Source organism: Ulvibacter antarcticus, from assembly GCF_003688405.1.
Lineage (GTDB): Bacteria > Bacteroidota > Bacteroidia > Flavobacteriales > Flavobacteriaceae > Ulvibacter > Ulvibacter antarcticus.
Genome location: NZ_REFC01000012.1, coordinates 603,795 through 625,804 on the forward strand (window position 1 = coordinate 603,795; position 22,010 = coordinate 625,804).

Annotated in this window: 16 protein-coding genes; 11 read left to right on the forward strand and 5 right to left on the reverse strand. The window is 38.1% G+C overall.

Translation table 11 applies throughout. The features are described from left to right. Positions 1-53 precede the first annotated feature (53 nt). Positions 54-1,361 carry a metal-dependent hydrolase family protein gene (locus BXY75_RS07570; protein ID WP_121907106.1) on the reverse strand — a complete coding sequence of 436 codons (1,308 nt, stop codon included), beginning with the start codon at positions 1,359-1,361 and terminating at the stop codon, positions 54-56. Positions 1,362-1,536: 175 nt separating this feature from the next. Here BXY75_RS07570 and BXY75_RS07575 point away from each other — a divergent pair, with 175 nt between their 5' ends. Continuing rightward, positions 1,537-2,412, forward strand: coding sequence for a TolB family protein (locus BXY75_RS07575; protein ID WP_121907107.1), 876 nt, complete (start codon positions 1,537-1,539; stop codon positions 2,410-2,412). A 2-nt stretch (positions 2,413-2,414) separates the two neighbouring features. Here the strand turns inward: BXY75_RS07575 and BXY75_RS07580 are convergent, their stop codons facing one another. Further along, on the reverse strand, positions 2,415-3,473 hold the full coding sequence (locus tag BXY75_RS07580; RefSeq protein ID WP_121907108.1) for a helix-turn-helix domain-containing protein: 1,059 nt from the start codon (positions 3,471-3,473) through the stop codon (positions 2,415-2,417). A gap of 113 nt (positions 3,474-3,586) precedes the next feature. On the opposite strand from BXY75_RS07580, the gene BXY75_RS07585 reads away from it, so the two are divergent. The 7 genes from BXY75_RS07585 to BXY75_RS07620 all read left to right on the forward strand — a co-directional run bounded on the left by BXY75_RS07585 (position 3,587) and on the right by BXY75_RS07620 (position 13,700). Beyond that, positions 3,587-4,219: a M23 family metallopeptidase gene (locus tag BXY75_RS07585; RefSeq protein WP_121907109.1), complete on the forward strand. Its 633-nt coding sequence runs from the start codon at positions 3,587-3,589 to the stop codon at positions 4,217-4,219. Positions 4,220-4,285: 66 nt separating this feature from the next. Continuing rightward, positions 4,286-5,617, forward strand: coding sequence for a M28 family metallopeptidase (locus BXY75_RS07590; protein WP_121907110.1), 1,332 nt, complete (start codon positions 4,286-4,288; stop codon positions 5,615-5,617). Positions 5,618-5,745: 128 nt separating this feature from the next. Further along, positions 5,746-7,368, forward strand: a complete 1,623-nt coding sequence (locus BXY75_RS07595; RefSeq protein ID WP_121907111.1) for a M1 family metallopeptidase — start codon at positions 5,746-5,748, stop codon at positions 7,366-7,368. A gap of 237 nt (positions 7,369-7,605) precedes the next feature. Continuing rightward, positions 7,606-8,172 carry a YdeI/OmpD-associated family protein gene (locus BXY75_RS07600; protein ID WP_121907112.1) on the forward strand — a complete coding sequence of 189 codons (567 nt, stop codon included), beginning with the start codon at positions 7,606-7,608 and terminating at the stop codon, positions 8,170-8,172. Between the two features lie 82 nt (positions 8,173-8,254). Further along, entirely contained in the window at positions 8,255-11,557 is a 3,303-nt protein-coding gene (locus BXY75_RS07605; protein ID WP_121907113.1) for an amidohydrolase family protein, read from the forward strand. 335 nt (positions 11,558-11,892) lie between these two features. Beyond that, positions 11,893-12,564: an ATP-binding cassette domain-containing protein gene (locus tag BXY75_RS07615; protein ID WP_121907115.1), complete on the forward strand. Its 672-nt coding sequence runs from the start codon at positions 11,893-11,895 to the stop codon at positions 12,562-12,564. A gap of 77 nt (positions 12,565-12,641) precedes the next feature. Continuing rightward, entirely contained in the window at positions 12,642-13,700 is a 1,059-nt protein-coding gene (locus BXY75_RS07620; RefSeq protein ID WP_121907116.1) for a proline iminopeptidase-family hydrolase, read from the forward strand. Positions 13,701-13,747: 47 nt separating this feature from the next. On the opposite strand, the gene BXY75_RS07625 is transcribed toward BXY75_RS07620, so the two are convergent. Then, positions 13,748-14,377 (reverse strand): fasciclin domain-containing protein, encoded by a 630-nt coding sequence (locus tag BXY75_RS07625; protein WP_170152863.1) that lies wholly within the window; start codon positions 14,375-14,377, stop codon positions 13,748-13,750. Positions 14,378-14,588: 211 nt separating this feature from the next. Here BXY75_RS07625 and BXY75_RS07630 point away from each other — a divergent pair, with 211 nt between their 5' ends. Together BXY75_RS07630 and BXY75_RS07635 are read left to right on the forward strand one after the other, a co-directional pair. Further along, complete coding sequence (locus BXY75_RS07630; RefSeq protein WP_121907117.1) at positions 14,589-14,966, forward strand: LysM peptidoglycan-binding domain-containing protein; 378 nt, start codon at positions 14,589-14,591, stop codon at positions 14,964-14,966. 60 nt (positions 14,967-15,026) lie between these two features. After that, positions 15,027-15,791: a sulfite exporter TauE/SafE family protein gene (locus BXY75_RS07635; RefSeq protein WP_121907118.1), complete on the forward strand. Its 765-nt coding sequence runs from the start codon at positions 15,027-15,029 to the stop codon at positions 15,789-15,791. Between the two features lie 76 nt (positions 15,792-15,867). On the opposite strand, the gene BXY75_RS07640 is transcribed toward BXY75_RS07635, so the two are convergent. Together BXY75_RS07640 and BXY75_RS07645 are read right to left on the reverse strand one after the other, a co-directional pair. Further along, a complete protein-coding gene (locus BXY75_RS07640) occupies positions 15,868-17,331 on the reverse strand; it encodes a magnesium chelatase (RefSeq protein WP_121907119.1) in 1,464 nt (487 codons plus the stop codon). 182 nt (positions 17,332-17,513) lie between these two features. Beyond that, positions 17,514-18,653, reverse strand: a complete 1,140-nt coding sequence (locus BXY75_RS07645; RefSeq protein WP_121907120.1) for a vWA domain-containing protein — start codon at positions 18,651-18,653, stop codon at positions 17,514-17,516. A gap of 125 nt (positions 18,654-18,778) precedes the next feature. On the opposite strand from BXY75_RS07645, the gene BXY75_RS07650 reads away from it, so the two are divergent. Then, positions 18,779-21,982 (forward strand): WD40/YVTN/BNR-like repeat-containing protein, encoded by a 3,204-nt coding sequence (locus BXY75_RS07650; protein ID WP_245962937.1) that lies wholly within the window; start codon positions 18,779-18,781, stop codon positions 21,980-21,982. Positions 21,983-22,010 lie beyond the last annotated feature (28 nt).

Below are 22,010 nucleotides of genomic sequence, written 5' to 3' on the forward strand. Positions count from 1 at the left end.
AGTGAACATCCCTACCGCCTTTAGTTTAAAGGCGGTTTTTTATTGTTCAGATCTTATTCTTTATAAACAACGCCCTCTTTCATTACAAAACTTACTTCCTTCAAAATACTTATCTGTTCGAGTGGATTTCCAATTACAGCAACAATATCTGCCGATTTCCCAGCTTCAATAGTGCCTAGTTGATTTTCCATTCCTAAAAGCTTAGATGCGTTGATCGTTGCTGTTTTAATAGCTTCATTTGGGTCCATACCGTATTTAACCATCAACTCGAATTCTCTCGCATTATCACCGTGTTTACTCACACCGCTATCTGTTCCGAAGGCGATATTAATCTTTGCTGCCAAAGCCTTTTTAAAGGAAGCCTCGACGACGGGACCTACTTGTCTGATTTTATCTGCAATCGCAGGAGGAATATTTTCATTCACATCTAATTCTTCTGTTACTGAAACACCAGCGAGTAAGGTAGGCACCAAATAAGCTCCTGTTTCTTTGAATAATCGTATCGATTCGTCGTTTAAATAAGACCCATGTTCAATTGAATTAACGCCAGCTCTCAAAGCCGCATTCACCCCTTCAGCATCGTGTGCATGCGCTGCCACTTTTCGGCCTAAACTTGCTGCTGTGGATACAATTGCTTCCAATTCGTCATTGCTTAACTGCTGCCCTACTCCAGCTGCGGTGTTGCTGAGAACACCACCGGTGGCAGTAATTTTTATAACATCTGCACCCTGTTTTACAAGAGCTCGAACTGCTCTTCGGCAGTCATCACTTCCATCGCAAATTCCTACTCCTTTCCCATCCAATTCCAATATATCCTTTCGATAGCCATGAAAATCTCCATGACCTCCCGTTGCCGAAATAGCACCCGTAGCTGCAATAATCCTTGGTCCTTCAATAAGTCCTTTTGCTATAGCACGTTTTAATGCATTCATAAGTTTAGCATCTCCTCCTAAATTTCGTACAGTTGTAAATCCGGCTTGCAATGTCCTAGTTGCATAAGGTATCGCGTTAAAAGCATAATCTTCATTCTCAAGTGTAACCCATTCATGTGGATTTTTGTTAGGATCGCGCTCGCCGGTTATGTGTGTATGTAAATCAATAAAACCAGGCATTACAAAGGAATTTTTTAAATCTATTAATTCTATTTCTTCGGAAGCTAAACCAAGTTCGGTTGCCATTAAAAAGCCGTTTCTTACTTCCTTTATCTTACCATCTTTAATTATAATGGACTGATTCTTCTTTGGTTTGTCACCCGGAATAGTCAATACTGTTCCAGCATGAATTACCGTTGTTTGTGCTTTAGTACTGAACACGATTAGATTTATTGAAAGCACAATTAGTAATAATTGAAATTTTGGCATGTCTTGATTTTTGGATTAGTTTGTTAGCTGATTTGTTAAAAGTACAAAAAGATATCAGAAGGTTCCTTCAACAAATTAGAATCTAAAAAGTTAATAATTAAAGCTTTATAACAAAGTTCTTCCATGAAAAATATTTTGGTCTGAACTTTGTTATATTTAAACCAAAATCAGAAATATGAAATACCAGTTATCGGTTTTATTTATGTTATGCTTCTTTTGCTTAAATGCTCAATCCAATACTGAAGTCTATCTTTGTAATCTTGAATCTGTTTACGGCGGAATTGACATCTTTAATATTCAAAATATCTCCAATGACCCGGGCTATGATAGTCAGCCCTCTTTTTCAGATAATAACACTGTTTTATTTGCCGGCAATCACAATGGGCAGACAGATATAGCGCAGTACTCTATTTCAGAAAAATCTAAAACATGGTTTCATCTTCCTACCGATGGAGGTGAATATTCACCAACGCATATTCCTAATGGAAAGAATAATGTAGCCGCAGTGCGTCTTGACCCGGACGGATTACAACGTTTATATTATTACAAAAAAGATTCACCGAACTCTTCCGAAGTAATAGAAGGACTACAAGTTGCATATTTCGCCTACTACGATGACCAGACTCTTCTAGCATCAGTTTTGGGAGGCGAAGACCTGGATTTGGTACTTTGCAACTTAAAAACAAAGACCGTAGATACGTTGCTTACAAATTCAGGAAGATCTATTCATAAAGTACTTGGATCTAAATCCATGAGTTACACTATTATAAATAAAGAAAAAAATGAAGATCTTTATCTATTCGATGTGGACAGTGGTGAGAGCTTTTTTGTTTGCCAGTTACCAATTGGGGTTCAGGATTATACATGGCTAAACAGCTCTCAAATTCTTATAGGCAGTGGGAGTAAAATTTATATGTACGATACTTTTCTCAGCTCAGAATGGAAATTAGTCGCAGATCTCTCGGGTGCGGGTTTTAAAAATATAAGCAGAATGGCAGTGAGCCCGGATGAAAAGAAAATAGCACTTGTGGCCGAGCCTGTTCAAAAATAATCCTATCCTTTTTTACTTTGTTTTCTATATTTTCCGGGAGTAATCCCTGTACATTTCACGAAGGCTTTATTGAAGGTGACATTATTATTGAACCCCGATTCAAAAGCAACGGCAAGAATTTTTAAATGATCTTGTTGTCTATCTCTTAGCAATGCTTTTGCATGTTCTACGCGCTGTAGATTTAGATAATTCGAAAATGAAGTTGAAAAATTTTCAGAAAAGACCTGTGATACATGATGTGTCTTTTCTTGTATTTTATCGCAAAACTGATTGAGACTCAAAGAACTATTCAAAAAAACAAAAGGATCTTTTGTCACATTATTAATTTTCTCGACGATACGGTTTCTATCTGTGGTCTTTAAACTACTACTAAAGTATTTTTTTTGTAGCTGTATTAATATTTCAGGATACGTATACAGCACGAAACCGGCGATTAATACAATTGTGGATGCCAGGAAAAAGTACAGTACAAACTGTCGATAGCTATCTGCAAATCGCGTGAGGTAAGATTGTAATACAGCTGTAAGAAAATAAATCACGGCAACCACTGTTAAATAAACGCCTTGTTGATTATTTCGAAAAACTTTATTCTTTATAATTACAAACAACATCAAGAGCCCATAAAAAGTGACATGTGTTGTCCTAATATAATTTAATGGCATCATATGGCTATTAAAATTAATCCTGGTGTATTCTAATCTTTGAGCCCCCTCAAGTTTAATAATAGGCGCGAGCAGAAAAACAACAAACACTAAAAATGGCAAGGCGTGGAGGAGATGTGTGTATTTAAATTTCAATTCTGGATGCTGCACATATCTAAAATGCATCCATAATGAGGGACCAAACAAAAGGCAAACAGGATATATTAATAAATAATATTCTGGATAAATGAGCACTATATCACTGGTTGTGTATAAAAAATCCAGTTGCTCCAATGTAAATAGAAAAATAAAAATGGCGAGCGTAATATTGGCAGGCGATCTCCTTTTAAAAAATAATCCTCCTGCAATGAATACCCCTAAGAAGCAATAAATAAAAATAAAATATCGAAGTACTTCCACTATATAAATGTAGCCATTTTAAGAAATAAGATTATTAAAGATAATTATTCTTAACTAACTAGTTCACTAAATAAATGTAGAACAGCCCTTCAAATGGTACTTTTAAAATAAAAATGAAACTACTAGTATTAATAAACTTTGTCCTACTTCTTTTTATCAATTGTGAAAAGAAATCTTCAGCAACTGCGATATATAATCCCGGCCAAGGAGGAGCTGGAAATGCTACTATAGGATGTACGAATTACGATTATGGTAATTGGGAAACCTCCTATTATGTTCTACCCTATCCAGTTGATATTTCTTATACTGTAAATTTAAGTCATTGCACTAGTTCCTATCATGCAGAAGGAAGACCGGATCAGTTTGGGATTGATTTTGATATGCCCATCGGCTCTTTAATTACGGCTACAAGAGAAGGTACTGTAATCCATATAGAAGAAAGTGGTATCGACGGAGGCTTTCCTAATAATCTAGTGGTAGTGCAACAAAACGATAATACCTATGCCCAATATATGCACTTAACAGAAAACGGCGCCATCGTATCTGTAGGCGATGTAGTTGAAAAAGGATCTCATATAGGATATAGTGGTTCAACCGGCTTAGCAGGATACCCTCACCTCCATTTTATTGTTACCATTGAATCATGGGAGTATCCATATGTAGGAATTCCTTATAACTTCAAGAATACAGAAGCAAACCCACATAGTTTACAATTAGGCAAAAGCTATACCGCCCTACCTTATTAAGATAAGTTATTAAAATGTACCATAAAAGCCATCTTTTAGCTATTTTTAATCCAAAGTTTTTGGAAAATGAAAATATGTTTATCGGTTATAGGATTATTTATAACTTTCACTACAATATCTCAGACCGATTCCCGTATCTATAATATTATCAATGAGGTTTCTTCAGAAAGAATTGAAGCCGACATCACCATTCTCGCCGGATTTGGAACCCGAAACACCTTTAGTGACACTCTTAGCAGTACCCGAGGAATAGGAGCTGCCAGACGTTGGATAAAATCGGAGTTTGACAAAATTTCAACCAACTGTAATAATTGTCTGGATGTTTTTTATCAGAAGGATTTGGTACTGGCTGAAGGCAATCGAAGAATTCCAATGGATACTTGGATTGTAAATGTGGCGGCAATACAAAAAGGAACAAAGTATCCAAATCGTTATATCATTATGAGCGGTGATATCGATTCCCGAAATAGTGATGGCAATGATTTCACCAAAGACGCGCCCGGTGCAAACGATAATGCCAGCGGAATGGCAGGTGCCATTGAAGCGGCCAGAGTTTTATCAAAGTATTCGTTCGAAAGTAGTATTGTCTATTTAGGGCTTAGCGGTGAAGAGCAAGGTCTCTTTGGCGGCCAAGGGTTCGCAGCTTTTGCTCAGGAGCAGAAATGGGATATTATTGGCGTACTAAACAACGATATGATTGGAAACATAAAAGGCGTTGATGGCGTAATTAGCAATGTGGATTTTAGAATTTTTAGCGAGCCTGTACCTCCCACTGAAACGGAAAAAGAGCGCAATTCGAGGCGATTTTATGGGGGAGAAGTCGATGGCAACTCCAGACAATTAGCGCGATATGTGTATACTACTACTAAAACCTATATGCCCGAAATGAATCCAATGTTGATCTATAGATTAGATCGTTTTGGACGTGGAGGCCATCATAGACCTTTCAACGATCTTGGTTATGCCGGAATAAGAATCATGGAGGCTCACGAAAATTATACGCAACAACATCAGGATATTAGAACTGAAAATGGCATTGATTATGGCGACAAATTAGAATTCGTGAATTTCGACTACGCCAGAAAATTAACGGCAGTAAATGCTATTACAATGGCAAGTCTTGCTTGGTCTCCTCCCGCTCCCACAAACGTTGCTATAGGGGGAATCGTCGAGCCATCGGTGAAGTTAAAATGGGAAAAGAAAGATGGAGCTGTAGGCTATAAAATATATTGGCGCGATACCACCTCCCCTACTTGGGATTATAGTAGGTTTGTAGGTGATGTTTCAGAATTTACTTTAAACGGAATTGTTATTGATAACTTTTTCTTCGGAATTGCATCCGTTGGAAAAGACGGTCATGAAAGTACTGTAGTTTTTCCTGAAGCCGTTTTCAGGTAGTCTCAAAGTTTGAAGTAATTAAAACTCTTTTGTTTCCGGAGTTCTTCAGAATAAAAAGGAAAAGAAATAATGTAAAATTCTGAAGCTGTTTTCAATACGAGGACACTTCCGAAGATAAAATATATAAAATGAAAAAACTAGTAAGCACACTCTTTCTACTAGCAGTTACAATAAGTTGTTACGCTCAAAAAATAAGTGAGGAAGAAGAATTAAGAGGTAGTATTACCCCCGAAAGAGAATGGTGGGACCTAATGCATTATGATCTTGCTGTTGAAGTATTTCCTAATCAAAAGTCAATTAAGGGAAGCAACACTATTACTTATAAAGTTTTAGAAAAAGGTAAACTGCTTCAGATTGATTTGCAGACACCCATGAAAATCGATAAAATTGAACAAGATGGAAAAAAGTTAAAAATAAAATCTAAAGGAAGTGCTCACTTTATAAAACTTCAGAAAAGTCAGAAAAAAGGAGACGAAAACAAGCTCACAATTTATTTCTCCGGAAAGCCTGTGGAAGCAAAGAGACCACCGTGGGATGGCGGATTTACATGGAGTAAGGATGAAAATGGCAAAGATTTTATTGCTACTTCCAATCAAGGCATCGGTTCCAGTATTTGGTGGCCGAATAAGGATCATCCATACGACGAACCTGATAATGGAGTAACAATAGCCGTTACTGCGCCGAAAGATCTTATGGATGTCTCTAACGGACGTCTTATTAATACAATTGATAATGGAACGACGAAGACTTGGGTTTGGAATGTTGTTAATCCAATCAATAACTATGGAGTAAATATTAATATAGGTGATTATGTGCATTTTGGTGAAACTTTCGAGGGACTAAACGGTGATCTCGATATGGATTATTATGTACTTCGTGGAAATCTTGAAAAAGCGAAAGATCAGTTTTTACAAGCTCCTATGATGATGCATGCATTCGAATACTGGTTTGGACCGTATCCGTTTTACGAAGATGGTTATAAATTGGTTGAGGCTCCTTATTTAGGGATGGAACATCAAAGCAGTGTAACCTACGGAAATAGGTACCAAAATGGGTATCTGGGCACCGATCTTTCTGAATCAGGATGGGGTTTACGGTTCGATTTTATAATAATTCATGAGTCGGGACATGAGTGGTTTGCCAACAACATTACCAACAAAGACGTGGCCGATATGTGGATCCATGAAGGGTTTACGGCATATTCTGAAAATTTATATCTAAGTTATCAATTTAGTGACGAAGCTGCTTCTGAGTATGTCCTCGGAACTCGCCAATTAATTCGCAACGACCGTCCAATAATTGGAACCTACAACGCAAATCGACGAGGCAGCAATGATATGTATTATAAAGGGTCGAATATTTTACATACGGTTCGACAGATCATTAACGATGATAAACAGTGGCGATCAATCCTTAAAGGTTTAAACAAGGATTTTTACCATCAAACAGTTACTAGTAAGCAGGTAGAAGAATACATTAGTGAGAAGAGCGGAATTGACCTTTCACTTTTTTGGGATCAATACTTACGTACCGTTGAAATTCCACGTTTCGAATACACCAAGGACGGAATGAATTTAAAGTACAGATTTACTAACGGAATTGAAAACTTTAAAATGCCTCTTATCGTCTATATCAATGGTAATGAAGAATGGATTACTCCAACTACCGAATGGCAAATGATGGAGTTCAAAGAGCCGATAGAAACTGTAGATGTGAAAAAAGACTTTTACGTGGATTTTAATGATGAATGACATATGATGTTAGAAGTTTATTTTGGTTTTGAATTAGTCATTACCGTAAACTGAACACTGAACACTTCTGAAAGCTGGGAGTTGGGAGTTGGGAGTTGGGAGCTGGGAGCTGGAAATTGGATGTTGGATGTTGGATGTTGGATGTTGGATGTTGGAAGTGGAAGTTGGGGCTGGAAGCTGGAAGCTTTGAAACTTTGAAACTCTGTGTCTTTGAATCTTACTTATAAAAATGCCAACATGGAAAAACCAGAAATCTACTTTCCCAGAGATATAGAATGGCGGGAATGGTTGCATATTAATCATACGGAATATGCACAGGGTGTCTATCTTATTTTCTATAAACTGGAATTAAACGTGCCTTCGATGCGTTGGGAAGAGGCCGTAAAAGTGGCTTTGTGTTATGGCTGGATAGATAGCACTGTGAAGAGTCTTGGCAACGGGAAAAGAAGGCAATATTTTTGTCCTAGAAATCCTAAAAGTACCTGGAGCGGTCTCAATAAAAGTCACATAGATGAGCTCGAACGGCAAGGTCTGATTCATGAAAGCGGTAAAAGAAGCATTACACTTGCCAAAAAATCCGGAACCTGGAGCGCCATGGACGATGTCGAAAATCTAGTGATTCCACAAGAGCTTCAGCATGCTTTCGACTTACATCCACTCGCCTTTGGAAATTATAAGCGTTTCGCCCCTAGTTATCGTAAAAGCTATTTGAGTTGGCTACGACAGGCAAAACGCGACGAAACCCGTTTGAAAAGAATCTCAGAAATTATAAAACTCTGTCTTCAGAATAAAAAGTCACGATAAGGTCAGCAATGGTCTACACATAATTTAAATTCTTCAATTCCGTATTTATTATGCTATATTTAACCTTCAAAAATCTATATAAATGCGGCTATTACTAACCATACTGATCGTTTTAATTTCAACTAATGTAAACGCTCAAAAGAAGAAAAAGAAAGAAAAAGAAGAAGAAGAAATCAAATGGGAGGTAACTGCCCCGGGAAAAGATTTCAATTACAAAACTCATAGTTTTACCACAGACGAAGGAACATGGATGAATCTTGATGTGAGTCCGAACGGTCAGTCGATTGTTTTTGATATGTTGGGCGATATCTATTCTATGCCTATAAGCGGTGGTAAAGCAAAAGTGCTTCGGAAAGGAATCCCGTTCGAAGTACAGCCTCGTTTTAGTCCTGATGGACAAAAAATTTCATTTACAAGTGACGCGGGAGGTGGTGATAATATTTGGGTGATGAATGTCGACGGAAGTGATGCAAAGCAAGTAACAAAAGAAGATTTTAGACTGCTCAACAATGCTTTCTGGATGCCTGATGGAAATTCCTTCGTTGCACGGAAGCATTTCACTTCTCGAAGAAGTCTAGGAGCCGGCGAAATGTGGCAATATCATATTACCGGAGGCGAAGGATTACAATTAACCGAACGCAAGAATGATCAGCAAGATGTAAATGAGCCTTGGATTTCTTCAGATGGGAAATATATGTATTACTGTGAAGATGTATATCCGGGAGGTAATTTTCAGTATAATAAAGATCCTAATAGTCAGATTTACGAAATTAAACGCTATAGCTTCGAAGATGGCAAGATCGAAACAATAACCGGAGGTCCTGGTAGTGCCATGCGATCAACTCTTTCAAGAGATGACAAAAAGATGGCATTTGTAAAACGAGTGCGTGAAAAAACAGTACTCTATATTCATGATTTGGAAACTGGGGAAGAATGGCCAATCTACGATGAGTTAAATAAGGATCAAAGTGAAACCTGGGCCATTTTTGGAACCTATCCTAATTTTAGCTGGATGCCAAATAACACAGAAATTGTATTTTGGAGTGGCGGAAAATTACATAAGATTGATATCGATTCGCGCCAAATAACCAACATTCCTTTTTCGGTCGATGTACATATTGACCTGGCAAAAACTGTTCATTTCGATACACCAATCGAAACGGAATCTTTTACTCCAAAAATGATTCGCCACACTGTGACTTCTCCTAACGAAAAATTAATTATCTTTAATGCGCTGGGATACCTTTGGAAAAAAGAATTACCAAATGGAACACCAGTAAGACTAACAAAAGGCACTGATTTTGAATTCGAACCGCAATTCTCCCCAAACGGAAACGATATCGTTTACGTTGTTTGGAACGATATTGAAAAAGGTGCCATTTTTAAAATACCTTCAGTCGGAGGTACTCCCGAGAAATTAACTTCTACCAAGGGAATTTACAGAACACCTTCCTATTCTCCGGATGGTCGAACCATTGTATTCAGAAAAGAAGAAGGAAATACAGATCAAGGAATTTCGTTTACAAAGAATCCTGGAATTTATACAATGAATTCCTTTGGTAAAAACGAAGAAAAAATCAATGATAAAGGGCAATTTCCTCTGTTTAACAAGACGGGAGATCGCATATTTCTACAAACCGGAGGAACTTACTTTGGTGAAAAAACCAAAAGCTTAATCAGTGTAAATTTACAAGGAGATGATGAAAAAATACATATCACTTCCAATTATGCCAACAGATTAGTACCGAGTCCGGATAACAAATGGATTGCTTTCACCAATCTTCATAAAGTATTTTTGGCCCCCTTAGTCCTAAACGGACGCACGGTTGATTTGGATAATAATTCTAAATCGGTGCCGGTTTCACAGATTGCTAAAGATGCCGGAATTAGTATACATTGGTCACCAGACAGTAAAAAAGTGATGTGGACTCTTGGAGACGAATATTTTAGTAATGAGGTGAAAAACCGATTTACTTTTTTACCCGGTTCACCAGAAACGGTTCCAGAAATGACTACAGAAGGTATTAAAATCGGGCTTAACGCATCTGTAGATAAGCCTTCGGGGAGAATAGCTTTCGCCAATGCGAGGATTATTACTATGGATGGTGATAAAGTAATCGAGAATGGAAATATTATTATAAAAAACAATAAAATCGAGACAATAGGAGATGCCGCAACCACTCCCATTCCATCCGATGCTAAAATATATTTGTCACTAGGTAAAACTATAATGCCTGGAATGGTCGACGCACATGCGCATATTGGTGCATTTAGATCCGGACTTACAACACAGCAGAATTGGCAGTTTATGGCGAATCTCGCTTTTGGAGTCACAACTTCCCATGATCCATCAGCAAATACTGAAACGGTCTTTGCACTTTCAGAATTGCAGAAATCCGGAGGACTCACAGGTCCTCGAATCTACTCTACGGGGTTTATTCTCTACGGTGCCGATGGTGATTTCAAAGCAGTCATCAATAGTCTTGAAGATGCCGAAAGCAGTATTAGAAGAACAAAGGCATTTGGAGCAAAAAGTGTGAAAAGTTACAATCAGCCGAGACGTGACCAGCGTCAACAGGTATTACAAGCTGCACGAGAGATGCAAATCAATGTCGTACCAGAAGGTGGCTCGACATTTTACCATAATATGACCATGATAATCGATGGGCACACTGGGGTGGAACATAATATTCCTGTGGCTCCTGTATACAAGGATGTAAAGGAGATTTGGGGGAAAAGTGGCACAGGCTACACTCCTACTCTTATCGTCAATTATGGAGGTTTAAATGGCGAATATTACTACTATCAACGAGATAAGGTTTGGGAGAATGAAAAACTTTTGAATTTCACACCACGTTCAATCATCGATAGCAGATCCAGACATCGTACAATGGTTCCAGAAAAAGAATATGAAAACGGACATATTTTGGTTTCAAAAACCGCTAAGGAACTAAGTGATTCAGGCGTAAAAGTAAATATGGGAGCTCATGGTCAATTACAAGGTCTGGGGGCGCATTGGGAAACCTGGATGCTCGCTGCCGGTGGTATGAGCAACCTTGAAGCACTCAAAACAGCAACTATTAATAGTGCGCAATATATCGGCGCAGGAAATGACATCGGTTCTTTGGAAGAAGGTAAATTAGCAGACCTCATCGTATTTTCTAAGAATCCTTTAGAGGATATTGAGAATACACAGTATATCGATAAAGTAATGGTGAATGGAAGATTATATGACGCCGAAACCATGGATGAAATGGGCAATACAATTAAAGAAAGACTTCCATTCTTCTGGGAAATGGATAAGGCGAGTGAAGCTTTTCCATGGCATGAAGAAACACATGGATTTATGAACGGCGGCTGTGGCTGCCATATTGGAAAACAGTAATTCGTGCTTTCGTTCGGAAGCAAAAAAGCTGCAATTGAAGTCAATTATGAATATTAGAGCTATTTGGCATTTTTATAAGACCTTACTACCTTTTATAATAAGCTTTACTCTGTTGTCAAAAATAATTTTCGGGAGTTTGATTGCCGTTTTTCTTATACCAACTTTTGGTATTCTCCTTGGGTTTTTAGGGTTTTGGTTGATCAAGAAACAGGAGTTTTATTTTTATCACAATTTGGGCTTCAACAAATGGAAATTGTTTAAATCGGCATTTCTATTAAACCTAATTGTTGGTGTTCCGCTAATAATCATCTTATTAATTATAGTAACCCTTTTCTTTGGCGACACTAAACTTATATAAGGCTTCAAAAAGCTTTGGCGCTAAGAAGGTGCTGGAAGATGTATCCATTGATCTTAAAACAGGGGATATTCTGGGCATTTTCGGACGTAACGGCTGCGGAAAATCAACCTTGCTTAAAATGCTCTTCGGAACTTTAAAAGCAGATACGCTCAACCTTAAAATTAACGGGGAACGAATTACTTCTGAAGCTATTATCCCTGGAAAAATTATTGCCTATTTACCACAAGATCCTTTTATTCCAAAAAATGTAAAAGTTCGGGATGTTATTCCCATGTACTATAAGTCACAGAAAGAGCAAGATGCTGTTTTTTACAATCCGGGGGTTGCGAAGATTTCCGCGAAAAAAGTAGGTTCACTTTCCTTGGGTGAACGGCGTTATTTTGAAGTGATTTTAATTGGTAACCTTCCTCATCCATTTATCATGCTCGATGAACCTTTTTCCATGATCGACCCTTTGCATAAGGAAGCCATCAAAACCTTTCTTTTGACACTAAAAAAGACGAAGGGCATCATTCTTACCGATCATTATTATGACGATGTATTGGAGATTACAACACGGAATATGGTTATTTCGGAAGGAAAATCTACTGAAATTGCATCAAAAGAAAGCCTCATAGCGTTGAAGTATCTTTCGAAGCGACAATTATAAGTTTTTTCTAATGCACTTCGGAAGCAAGGAGTTGGTAAAAAACCGTATATTTCAGAAAGAACTAAATCAATCGCTACATGAAATTCTTATTCCTTTTTTCCATCTTGATTCTTTGTGCTTCCGGCTGTAATAACCCTTCCGAAGAAAGACAAAACAATAGCATCCAAACAACAAATAAGTATTTGTCCTTTGAAGGAAAAGACGATCAGTTTACAGGAGGTATTAAAATGATTCCGATAGAAACTCCAAAGGGAACTTTTAATGTGTGGACAAAGCGCGTGGGCAATAATCCTAAAATCAAGGTACTTCTCCTTCATGGCGGACCAGGGATGACACATGAGATCTACGAGAGTTTCGACGGTTATTTTCCGGAAGAAAGTATTGAGTATTATTATTACGATCAGTTGGGTAGTTACTATAGCGACCAACCCGATGATTTAAGTCTGTGGGATACTGCAAGATTTGTGGAGGAAGTTGAACAGGTTCGGTTGGCGTTAGGATTAGATAAAGATAATTTTTATTTGTTCGGACAATCATGGGGAGGGATTCTCGCAATGGAATATGCATTGAAATATCAGGAGCACCTCAAAGGGCTAATAATTTCTAATATGGTTCCTTCTATACCGGATTATATGGAATATAGCGATACGGTATTAGCGCCAAAAATGGACCCGGAAGTACTAAAAGAAATAATGGTGTATGAAAATGCAGAAGACTATCAGAATGAGCGGTATTTGGAATTGGTGGTAAACAACTATTATACCGAACACATTATACGAATGCCTGTTGATGAATGGCCAAATTCCATACAAAGAGGTTTTAATCATCTAAATCCGAAAGTATATGTTACCATGCAAGGACCTAGTGAATTTGGCGTTAAAGGCGATGCTATCCTTAAAAATTGGGATGTAAAAGACAGATTACATACTATTGTCGTGCCTACCTTATCAATAGGAGCAACTTACGACACCATGGACCCGAAACAAATGGAATGGCTGGCAAACGAAGTTCAAAATGGTCGTTTCTTATTATGTCCTAACGGCAGTCATTTGTCGCAATACGACGATCAAAAAAACTTTTTCAATGGATTAATAAAATTCATAAAAGATGTTGACATGGGAGAGTTTAATCCATAAAAAAAGCCCTCACTTTGTGAAGGCTTTTTTCTAAATATATAAAAGAATTACTTCTTTGGCATCATCACCTTGTCGATGGCATGAATAACTCCATTGGAAGCATTCACATCGGTCATGGTAATTGTTGATGTATTCCCTTTCGCATCTTTGATCATAACTTTACCGTCCTTAGCAGACAATACAATATTTTCTCCCTGAAGGGTAGTAACATTGTATTTATTTTTGTTATCTGAAATTGCCTTAAGTACATCGGCAGCCATCCATTTACCAGCTACTACATGGTATTTTAGTAAATTCTGTAATGTTGCTTTATTCTCCGGCTTCATAAGGTTATCCATAGTTGCCTTTGGTACTTTTGCAAATGCATCGTTTGTTGGTGCGAACACTGTATACTCACCTTCACTCATGAATGTTTGTGCTAAATCTGCTTGTTTTAAAGCGGTAACTAAGGTTGAGAAATTATCATTTCCCATAGCTATGGAAGCGATGGTATTTTTCTCAAATTCCATTTTTGCCATTTTAGCTTCTTCTTCTGCCTTCATTTTTGCAGCGTCATCAAGTTTCGCTTGTTCCATTTTAGCTTTTTCTAATTCAGCTTCTTTTTTCTTAGAATCATCACAGGAAACAAATAACATACTTGCCACTGCAACTGACATTATTAACATTTTGATTTTCATTATTTTATATTTTTTAGGTTGGTACCAATGTACGCTTCGAAGTGTGAAAATTTTATTAATTATGATTAATTGTTTGTTAAATATCAGTTTCAACGAATTAGTGCGTAAATCATCGAAAATACTAGTCTTCACGATCAATAATTAATTCAAAATGTAATGCGAAAGTGGCAAATTGTGTATCTTTAAATCATCAATTTAAAATATTTAAAAAATGATTAAAGCAAAATATCAAAGTGTATTGGATTTGGGTGAAAAACTAAAAATTCAAAACGGGGATGTAAAGGTTGAAGGAAATCAATTAAAAGTTAATGGAACCGCCAATACTCAATATGAAAAAAATCTAATTTGGGATGAAATAAAAAAAGTTGGTGGCGAATCTCCTACCGATATCACAGCAGACATTAAAGTTGCAGATACTTCTGTATTTCATCGCCATACGGTGCAAAGTGGTGAATCTCTTAGTAAAATAGCTAAGCATTATTATAAGGACCCGATGAAGTACAATGCAATATTTAAGGCAAATACAGATATATTGAAAAATCCTGATGTGATACATCCCGGACAGGAATTGATCATACCCAATTTATAAGTAGTATATCATTACTTAATTTAGCTGCCCTTTCAATACTTTTGGAAGGGCATTTGTTTTATGTTAGAAATTTTAAGCAACATACCTGTCTGGTTACTCGTTACACTATTTTTTTTAGGCGCGACGACTTTTACTTTATCCACTATCAGTGGCGGAGGTGGTGCTTTGATGCAGATTCCTATTATTAACTTTTTAATTGGAACATCTCAAACTGCACCCGTAATCAACCTCGGAGCATTTATTAGCAGACCCACTCGAATTCTTTTGTTTTGGAAGCATATTCAATGGAAGGTTTTTTGGTATTTCGTTCCATCAGCAATGCTAGGTGCTGTATTGGCAGCCTGGTTGTTTTCTGAAGTCAAAATATACTGGATTCAGCTTATAGTAGGGATTTTCTTGATGAGTACATTTTTTCAGTATCGCTTCGGAAAAAAAGAACGTTCTTTCGAAGTAAAACTTTGGTATTTCATACCTCTCGGACTCCTAATTTCTATAATTGGCACTTTTACAGGCGGCATGGGACCAGTCCTTAATCCGTTTCTTCTTAATGCAGGTATTGAAAAGGAAGAATTGGTTGGAACCAAAGCCGCACAGGCCTTCTTTCTTGGACTGGCACAGATAAGTGGTTATATGTTCTTTGGGCTACTCTCCGGTGATTTATGGATCTACGGAATTGCTCTAGGAGCAGGCGCCATCGTAGGAAATATTATTGGTAAGCATTTATTAAAACGAATGAGTAAACTGGCTTTTAGAAAATGGGTAATCACCATTATGGTTATAAGCGGTTTTGTGCTGTGCATAAAGGCGATTACCGAATTAATTTAGTTTTTTATTCTACGTTCTTTACTTTCTGAAATATGTACGACCTAATTCACTTGTTCGTTGAGTATTGAGTATTATTTTAAAGTCCGCTAATATAACTTCCATAGACATCCTTAAATCGAACTCCGTCACTCAGATTATACTTGCTTAGTTTTTTAAATTCCACCAACGCCCATAAGACGAACTCTTTATAAAATGGTTTGTCTTCTTCAGAAATATCCGGAACATATATGTTTATTAGATCTTCTAAAGCTTGTATTCTGTTTAGCTGTTCTTTATATTCTGAATTGTTCAAACTATCCAGTAATTCGAAGCCGCTTTCTTCAAAAAACCAGTTTACTATCGCAGCATATGGATCTGGATCGCCTTCTTTCTGAAGCTTCTCAATTTTAGGAAAGTATTCCAGAAATTGTGATCGCACGGCATCGGTAATCAATTGATAAGCAACCTGTGCCGCTCCCTCCTGCTCTCCTTCATAAACCAATTCTACTTTCCCGGTTATGGCCGGAACAATTCCGAGGAAATCACTTAAACGCACTGAGGTCATTTCGTCTCCGTTTTGAAGCGCTCTTCTTTCGGCAGTGCTTAATAAATTCTGAAAGGCAGTAATACTTAATCTCGCACTTACCCCACTTTTGGGATCTATGAAATCACTTGCTCTAGCTTCAAAACTAATCTGTTCTAAAATGTCCTTTGCGAGTTCGGGCACGTACACATGTTGTTTTTCTAAAGCTGCTTCGACCGTTTCTTGTTCCGTTATCGTACGTGCCGTCTTTATATCATCTGGATAATGTGTTAAAATCTGACTCCCAATTCGATCCTTCAAAGGAGTCACAATACTTCCTCTATTGGTATAGTCTTCAGGATTAGCCGTAAATACAAACTGAATATCCAGTGGTAAACGCAATTTAAAGCCTCGGATTTGTACATCGCCTTCCTGCAAAATATTGAATAAGGACACTTGAATTCGAGCCTGAAGATCGGGAAGTTCATTTATTACGAAGATGCATCTATTAGCACGCGGAATCATTCCGAAGTGAATTACTCGATCATCGGCATAGGTAAGCTTTAAATTGGCTGCTTTAATAGGATCTACGTCACCTACCAAATCTGCGACAGTGACATCTGGTGTGGCTAATTTCTCTGCAAATCGCTCATCTCTATGAAGCCATTCAATTGGAGTGGCGTCTCCTTTTTCGTGCAAGAGTTCTTTTGCATATCGGGAGATAGGCTTAAAAGGATCGTCGTTAATTTCGCTACCAGCCACAACAGGGATATACTCGTCCAGTAACTGCACCATTTGACGAGCAAGCCGTGTTTTCGCCTGTCCTCGCAAACCTAACAAATTGATATTGTGTTTAGAAAGTATAGCGCGTTCTAATTCGGGAATAACGGTAAAATTATAACCATGGATTCCTTCGAAAGTAGTTTCCTTTTTCAGCAATTTCTGAAGGAGATTTCTTCGTAGCTCTTCCTTAATAGGTTTATAAACGAAGCCTGCTTTTTTTAATTCTCCGAAAGTTTTAATATTTTCTATGTTCATATTTTAAATATTCTCTAATTCTTTTATCTAATTTTTTCTGATCTCACTGTCACTTCGAGTGTTTTTCTTAAAGCTCGATAGAGAATTAGGAAAAATGTATCGAGGAGTGATCTCTTCTCGATACATTTTTTAATTCCCTTCTGGTCATTAAAAATCACTCGAAGTGACAGTCTTATATAATCTTACCTCAACCGTTTCTTTCTATTCGTTTCATAATCTGTAAAGATCATTTCTCCTAGTCCTTTAATTCCAGTATAAAACGCCTTTCCTTGATTTGCCAACGTAAAATTATCCACAAACTGTTGCAAATAGGGATCACTTGCAATCATAAAAGTCGTAATCGGTATATGAAGCTTTCGCGCCTGTGCCGCCATCGAATAACATTTATTAACGATATACGGATCAAGTCCGTTGCTATTTTTGTAATACTGTCCGTCGGGTAATTGCAAGCAACTTGGCTTGCCGTCGGTGATCATAAAGATTTGCTTGTTTGTATTTCGTTTTCTCCTCAACATATCCATGGCTAGTTGAAGTCCGGCCACCGTGTTGGTATGATAGGGACCTACATTTAAATATGGAAGATCTTTTATTTTTATAGGCCAGGCATCATTTCCGAAGACTAAAATGTCTAAAGTGTCTTTTGGATAACGGGTAGTAATGAGTTCAGATAAAGCCATCGCTACTTTCTTCGCCGGGGTAATTCGATCTTCGCCATATAAAATCATACTATGACTAATATCGATCATTAACACAGTACTCATTTGTGCTTTATAGGTAGTTTCTTCAACTACGAGATCATTCTCGTCTAAGGTAAATCCGTCGATCCCATGATTTATCTGTGCATTCTTAAAGCTTTCCGTCATCGAAATTTGTTCGAGGCGATCCCCAAACTGATAATTCCTGTACTCCCCTGCATGCTCGTCACCTTGCCCTGTATGTTTTGTTTTATGGTTACCTGTTCCACTTTTATTTAGCTTTCCGAAGATTTGTTCTAATGCTCTCTTCCGAAGAGAACGTTCCAATTTTTCGGTCATTTTGTTCTTTCCCTTCCCATCTCCTGTACCCGTGCCGTTAGGATCTAACTCTTCACGTATAAAGCCTTTCTTTTTCAGGTCTTCTATGAAATCATCAATAGTATAGTCGTCTGTTGTTAATTCGTATTCCTTATCCAATTGTCGTAACCAATCGATGGCCTCATCAAAATCGCCTGATGTATGCGTAATCAATTCCTGGAAAATCTCGAAAAGTCGTTCGAAGGGTGACTGGTCTTCGGGGGAGTGTTTTGTAAATACAAAGCCTGTATTTCCTTTATTCTGCTTCATTCTTTAAAATTAACATATTTATCACCATTTGTAGAGCAGTTAACATCCATTTGTGAATTGCTTCTGAAAGTATATTATTAACTTTAGAAACTCTAACCAAAATAGCAACCTCTTTGCCTATCAATATGTATAAAAAAATACTCTTCTTACTGCTTTGCAGTATATCGTCCGTGCTTATAGCCCAACAATTTTCAATGGATATTTTACAAGACATGAAACCTCGAAATATCGGCCCTGGAGGAATGTCGGGAAGGGTTACCGCTATTGATGTGGTTACAGAAAATCCGGACATTATGTATGTAGGTACAGCTTCGGGAGGATTATGGAAATCGGCAAGTGGTGGAATTAAGTGGGAGCCTATTTTCGATAAGGAGGTTACAGCCTCTATTGGCTCGGTCGCGATACAGCAATCAAATCCTGCTGTTATCTGGGTTGGAACCGGTGAAGGTAATCCGAGAAATAGCCTTAACGGTGGCTACGGAATCTATCGCTCCCTAAATGGTGGGAAAACTTGGCAACTAATGGGTCTGGAAAAAACACGGCACATCCATAGAATAATTATAGACCCCACAAATCCAAACGTGATATATGCAGGTGCAATAGGTTCTCCTTGGGGTGAGCATCCTGAACGTGGCGTTTTTAAAACAACTGATGGCGGAAAAACATGGAATAAAATTCTCTTTGCGAATAACAAAACCGGCGTAGCAGATATGGTGATGGATCCTTCAAATCCGAACAAACTTCTCGTTGCTATGTGGGAGCATAAGCGCGATCCATGGTTCTTTAAATCGGGTGGTAAAGGTTCCGGTTTGTTCATTACGCACGATGGAGGTACTAGCTGGGAAGAACGCACCGACAAAGATGGGCTGCCGAAAGGTGAGTTAGGAAGAATTGGAATTGCAATCGCTGCCAATAAACCGAACATTATATACGCATTGATCGAAGCCAAAAAAAATGCTTTATACAAATCTGTTGATGGCGGATTTAAGTGGGAAAAGATTAACGACAAAGAAGATATTGGGAATCGACCTTTTTATTATTCTGAAATCTATGTAGATCCTCAAAACGAGAATCGGGTGTTTTCTGTCTTCACCTATATTAATGTGTCGGAAGATGGTGGAAAGAATTTTACTGAACTGATGCCGGCCTATGGGGTGGATAACGGAGTTCATCCGGATCATCATGCATGGTGGATTCATCCCAAAGACGGGAGTTTTATAATAGACGGGAATGATGGTGGAATGAACATCACCCACGATGGCGGAAAATCATGGCGCTTTGTAGGGAATTTACCTGTAGCGCAATTTTATCATATAAATGTGGATAATGAGTTTCCGTATAATGTCTATGGAGGTATGCAAGATAACGGAAGCTGGCGTGGTCCTGCTTATGTTTGGAAGGATCAAGGAATTCGAAATGATTACTGGCAGGAGATCTCTTTTGGCGATGGATTTGATGTAGTTCCCGACCCGGACGACAGCAGATACGGCTGGAGTATGAGTCAGCAGGGTTTTGTGAGTCGTTACGATCATATCACCGGAAACAATTATACAGTGCGACCAACGCATTCAGACCCTGATGTGAAACTTCGCTTTAATTGGAATTCTGCTATTAATATCGATCCTTTCGACTCTAATACGCTGTACTTCGGAAGTCAATTTGTACATAAAAGCACAGATAAAGGTTTGACATGGAAGGTGATCTCAACAGACCTTTCTACAAACGATCCTGAAAAACAGAAACAAGGAGACAGCGGCGGATTGACTATGGACGCCACTGGAGCCGAAAATTATACCACGGTGTTAGTGATTGAACCTTCTCCATTAGAAAAAAATATGTTATGGGCAGGAACCGATGACGGGAGAGTGCATTTTACACAAAACGGCGGACAAACATGGACGGACGTTTCGGCAAATTTAAAGGGTCTTCCAACCGGAAGTTGGATTGTACAGATCAAGGCTTCAAACAAAAATAAGGGCGAGGCTTTACTGGTTGCCAATGACTATCGCAGATTTAACTATACTCCTTATGTATATAGAACAGTCAATTACGGTAAAACCTGGAACCGCATTGTAGATGTAAATGATGTAAAGAGTTATACTTTGTGTATTGTGGAAGATCCGGTGGAGAAAAATCTCTTGTTTTTAGGAACCGACGATGGCTTGTATATAAGTTTGAATGCCGGAAGTAGTTGGACTAAATGGACACATGGCTTTCCAACAGTTTCAGTAAAAGATCTTGTGATACAGCCACGTGAACATGATCTGGTAATTGGTACCTTCGGAAGAGCAGCCTGGGTGTTAGATGATATAAGACCTTTAAGAGCGATCGCAAAGAATGCGAATGTATTGGCTTCGGAAATAGTTGCCTTTGAACCTCCTCTTGCCTACCATGCGGCATATCAACAACCCACAGGAAGCCGTTTTGGTGGAGACGCTTTGTTTAATGGTACAAACAGAGATGAAGGTGGAATTATATCGTATTACTTTCAGAAGAAATCTGAAGAAAAACCTTCCGAAGAAAAGGAAAATGAAGAAGAAGACGCTTCCGAAGAAAAAGAAGAAATGGAAGATGGAAAAAGCAAGGATTCTATTTATATGAGAATCTACGATGGTGACCGACTTATTAGAACTTTAAAACGAAAAACACCTGATAGCAGTGGAATCTACAAAATGAACTGGAGGCTTGATGAAGCTGGTGTTGACAGACCTGCAAGAAAAACAAGAGAACGAAAGAATGAGCCCGGTGGGGTTTCAGTAAAACCTGGATTTTACAAGATCGATTTGCATTACAACGAGGCAATTTCCACTACTCGGATAAAGGTAGAAAGTGACCCAAGGCTTGAAATATCTCAAAAAGCAATTAATGATGGCTATGAGCTAGGGAAACAATTAGAAACAATGACGGCAAAAGCCTCCGAAGCAGTAAAACAGCTAGTTGAAAGTAAAACCTCCGCCGAGGAAATAAGTGATAAACTTAAGAAGGATGATAAGAAAAAGTATAAAGAAGAAATCAAACTGAGCAAGGAGATTGTGAAAAAGATTGATTCTGTGATCGCATTTTATATAGGTAAAGATGACAAGAGACAGGGAATTACGCGAGATCCAGAGGTAACGGTAATGCAGAGATTACGTACTGCGGATTGGTATTCGAGTAGTCGGCCATACGGTACAACTCAAACTGAAACAACCCTACTTAAGCATGCGAAAGATGCCTTAAATGACGCAACAGAAAAAACCAATACATTTTTTGCTTCCGAATGGGTTTCCTACAAAGCAAAAATGGAGACATTAGATTTATCACCATTTAAAGAAACTAAGACTTTTTGAAACTATTGTAAACCGGATGACGACTTAA

Excerpts from the sequence above, each read along its gene's own strand:
- BXY75_RS07570 (WP_121907106.1), bottom strand. The coding sequence starts at position 1,361 with ATGCCAAAATTTCAATTATTACTAATTGTGCTTTCAATAAATCTAATC.
- BXY75_RS07575 (WP_121907107.1), top strand. The coding sequence starts at position 1,537 with ATGAAATACCAGTTATCGGTTTTATTTATGTTATGCTTCTTTTGCTTA.
- BXY75_RS07585 (WP_121907109.1), top strand. The coding sequence starts at position 3,587 with ATGAAACTACTAGTATTAATAAACTTTGTCCTACTTCTTTTTATCAAT.
- BXY75_RS07590 (WP_121907110.1), top strand. The coding sequence starts at position 4,286 with ATGAAAATATGTTTATCGGTTATAGGATTATTTATAACTTTCACTACA.
- BXY75_RS07595 (WP_121907111.1), top strand. The coding sequence starts at position 5,746 with ATGAAAAAACTAGTAAGCACACTCTTTCTACTAGCAGTTACAATAAGT.
- BXY75_RS07600 (WP_121907112.1), top strand. The coding sequence starts at position 7,606 with ATGGAAAAACCAGAAATCTACTTTCCCAGAGATATAGAATGGCGGGAA.
- BXY75_RS07605 (WP_121907113.1), top strand. The coding sequence starts at position 8,255 with ATGCGGCTATTACTAACCATACTGATCGTTTTAATTTCAACTAATGTA.
- BXY75_RS07620 (WP_121907116.1), top strand. The coding sequence starts at position 12,642 with ATGAAATTCTTATTCCTTTTTTCCATCTTGATTCTTTGTGCTTCCGGC.
- BXY75_RS07625 (WP_170152863.1), bottom strand. The coding sequence starts at position 14,377 with ATGAAAATCAAAATGTTAATAATGTCAGTTGCAGTGGCAAGTATGTTA.
- BXY75_RS07630 (WP_121907117.1), top strand. The coding sequence starts at position 14,589 with ATGATTAAAGCAAAATATCAAAGTGTATTGGATTTGGGTGAAAAACTA.
- BXY75_RS07635 (WP_121907118.1), top strand. The coding sequence starts at position 15,027 with ATGTTAGAAATTTTAAGCAACATACCTGTCTGGTTACTCGTTACACTA.
- BXY75_RS07640 (WP_121907119.1), bottom strand. The coding sequence starts at position 17,331 with ATGAACATAGAAAATATTAAAACTTTCGGAGAATTAAAAAAAGCAGGC.
- BXY75_RS07645 (WP_121907120.1), bottom strand. The coding sequence starts at position 18,653 with ATGAAGCAGAATAAAGGAAATACAGGCTTTGTATTTACAAAACACTCC.
- BXY75_RS07650 (WP_245962937.1), top strand. The coding sequence starts at position 18,779 with ATGTATAAAAAAATACTCTTCTTACTGCTTTGCAGTATATCGTCCGTG.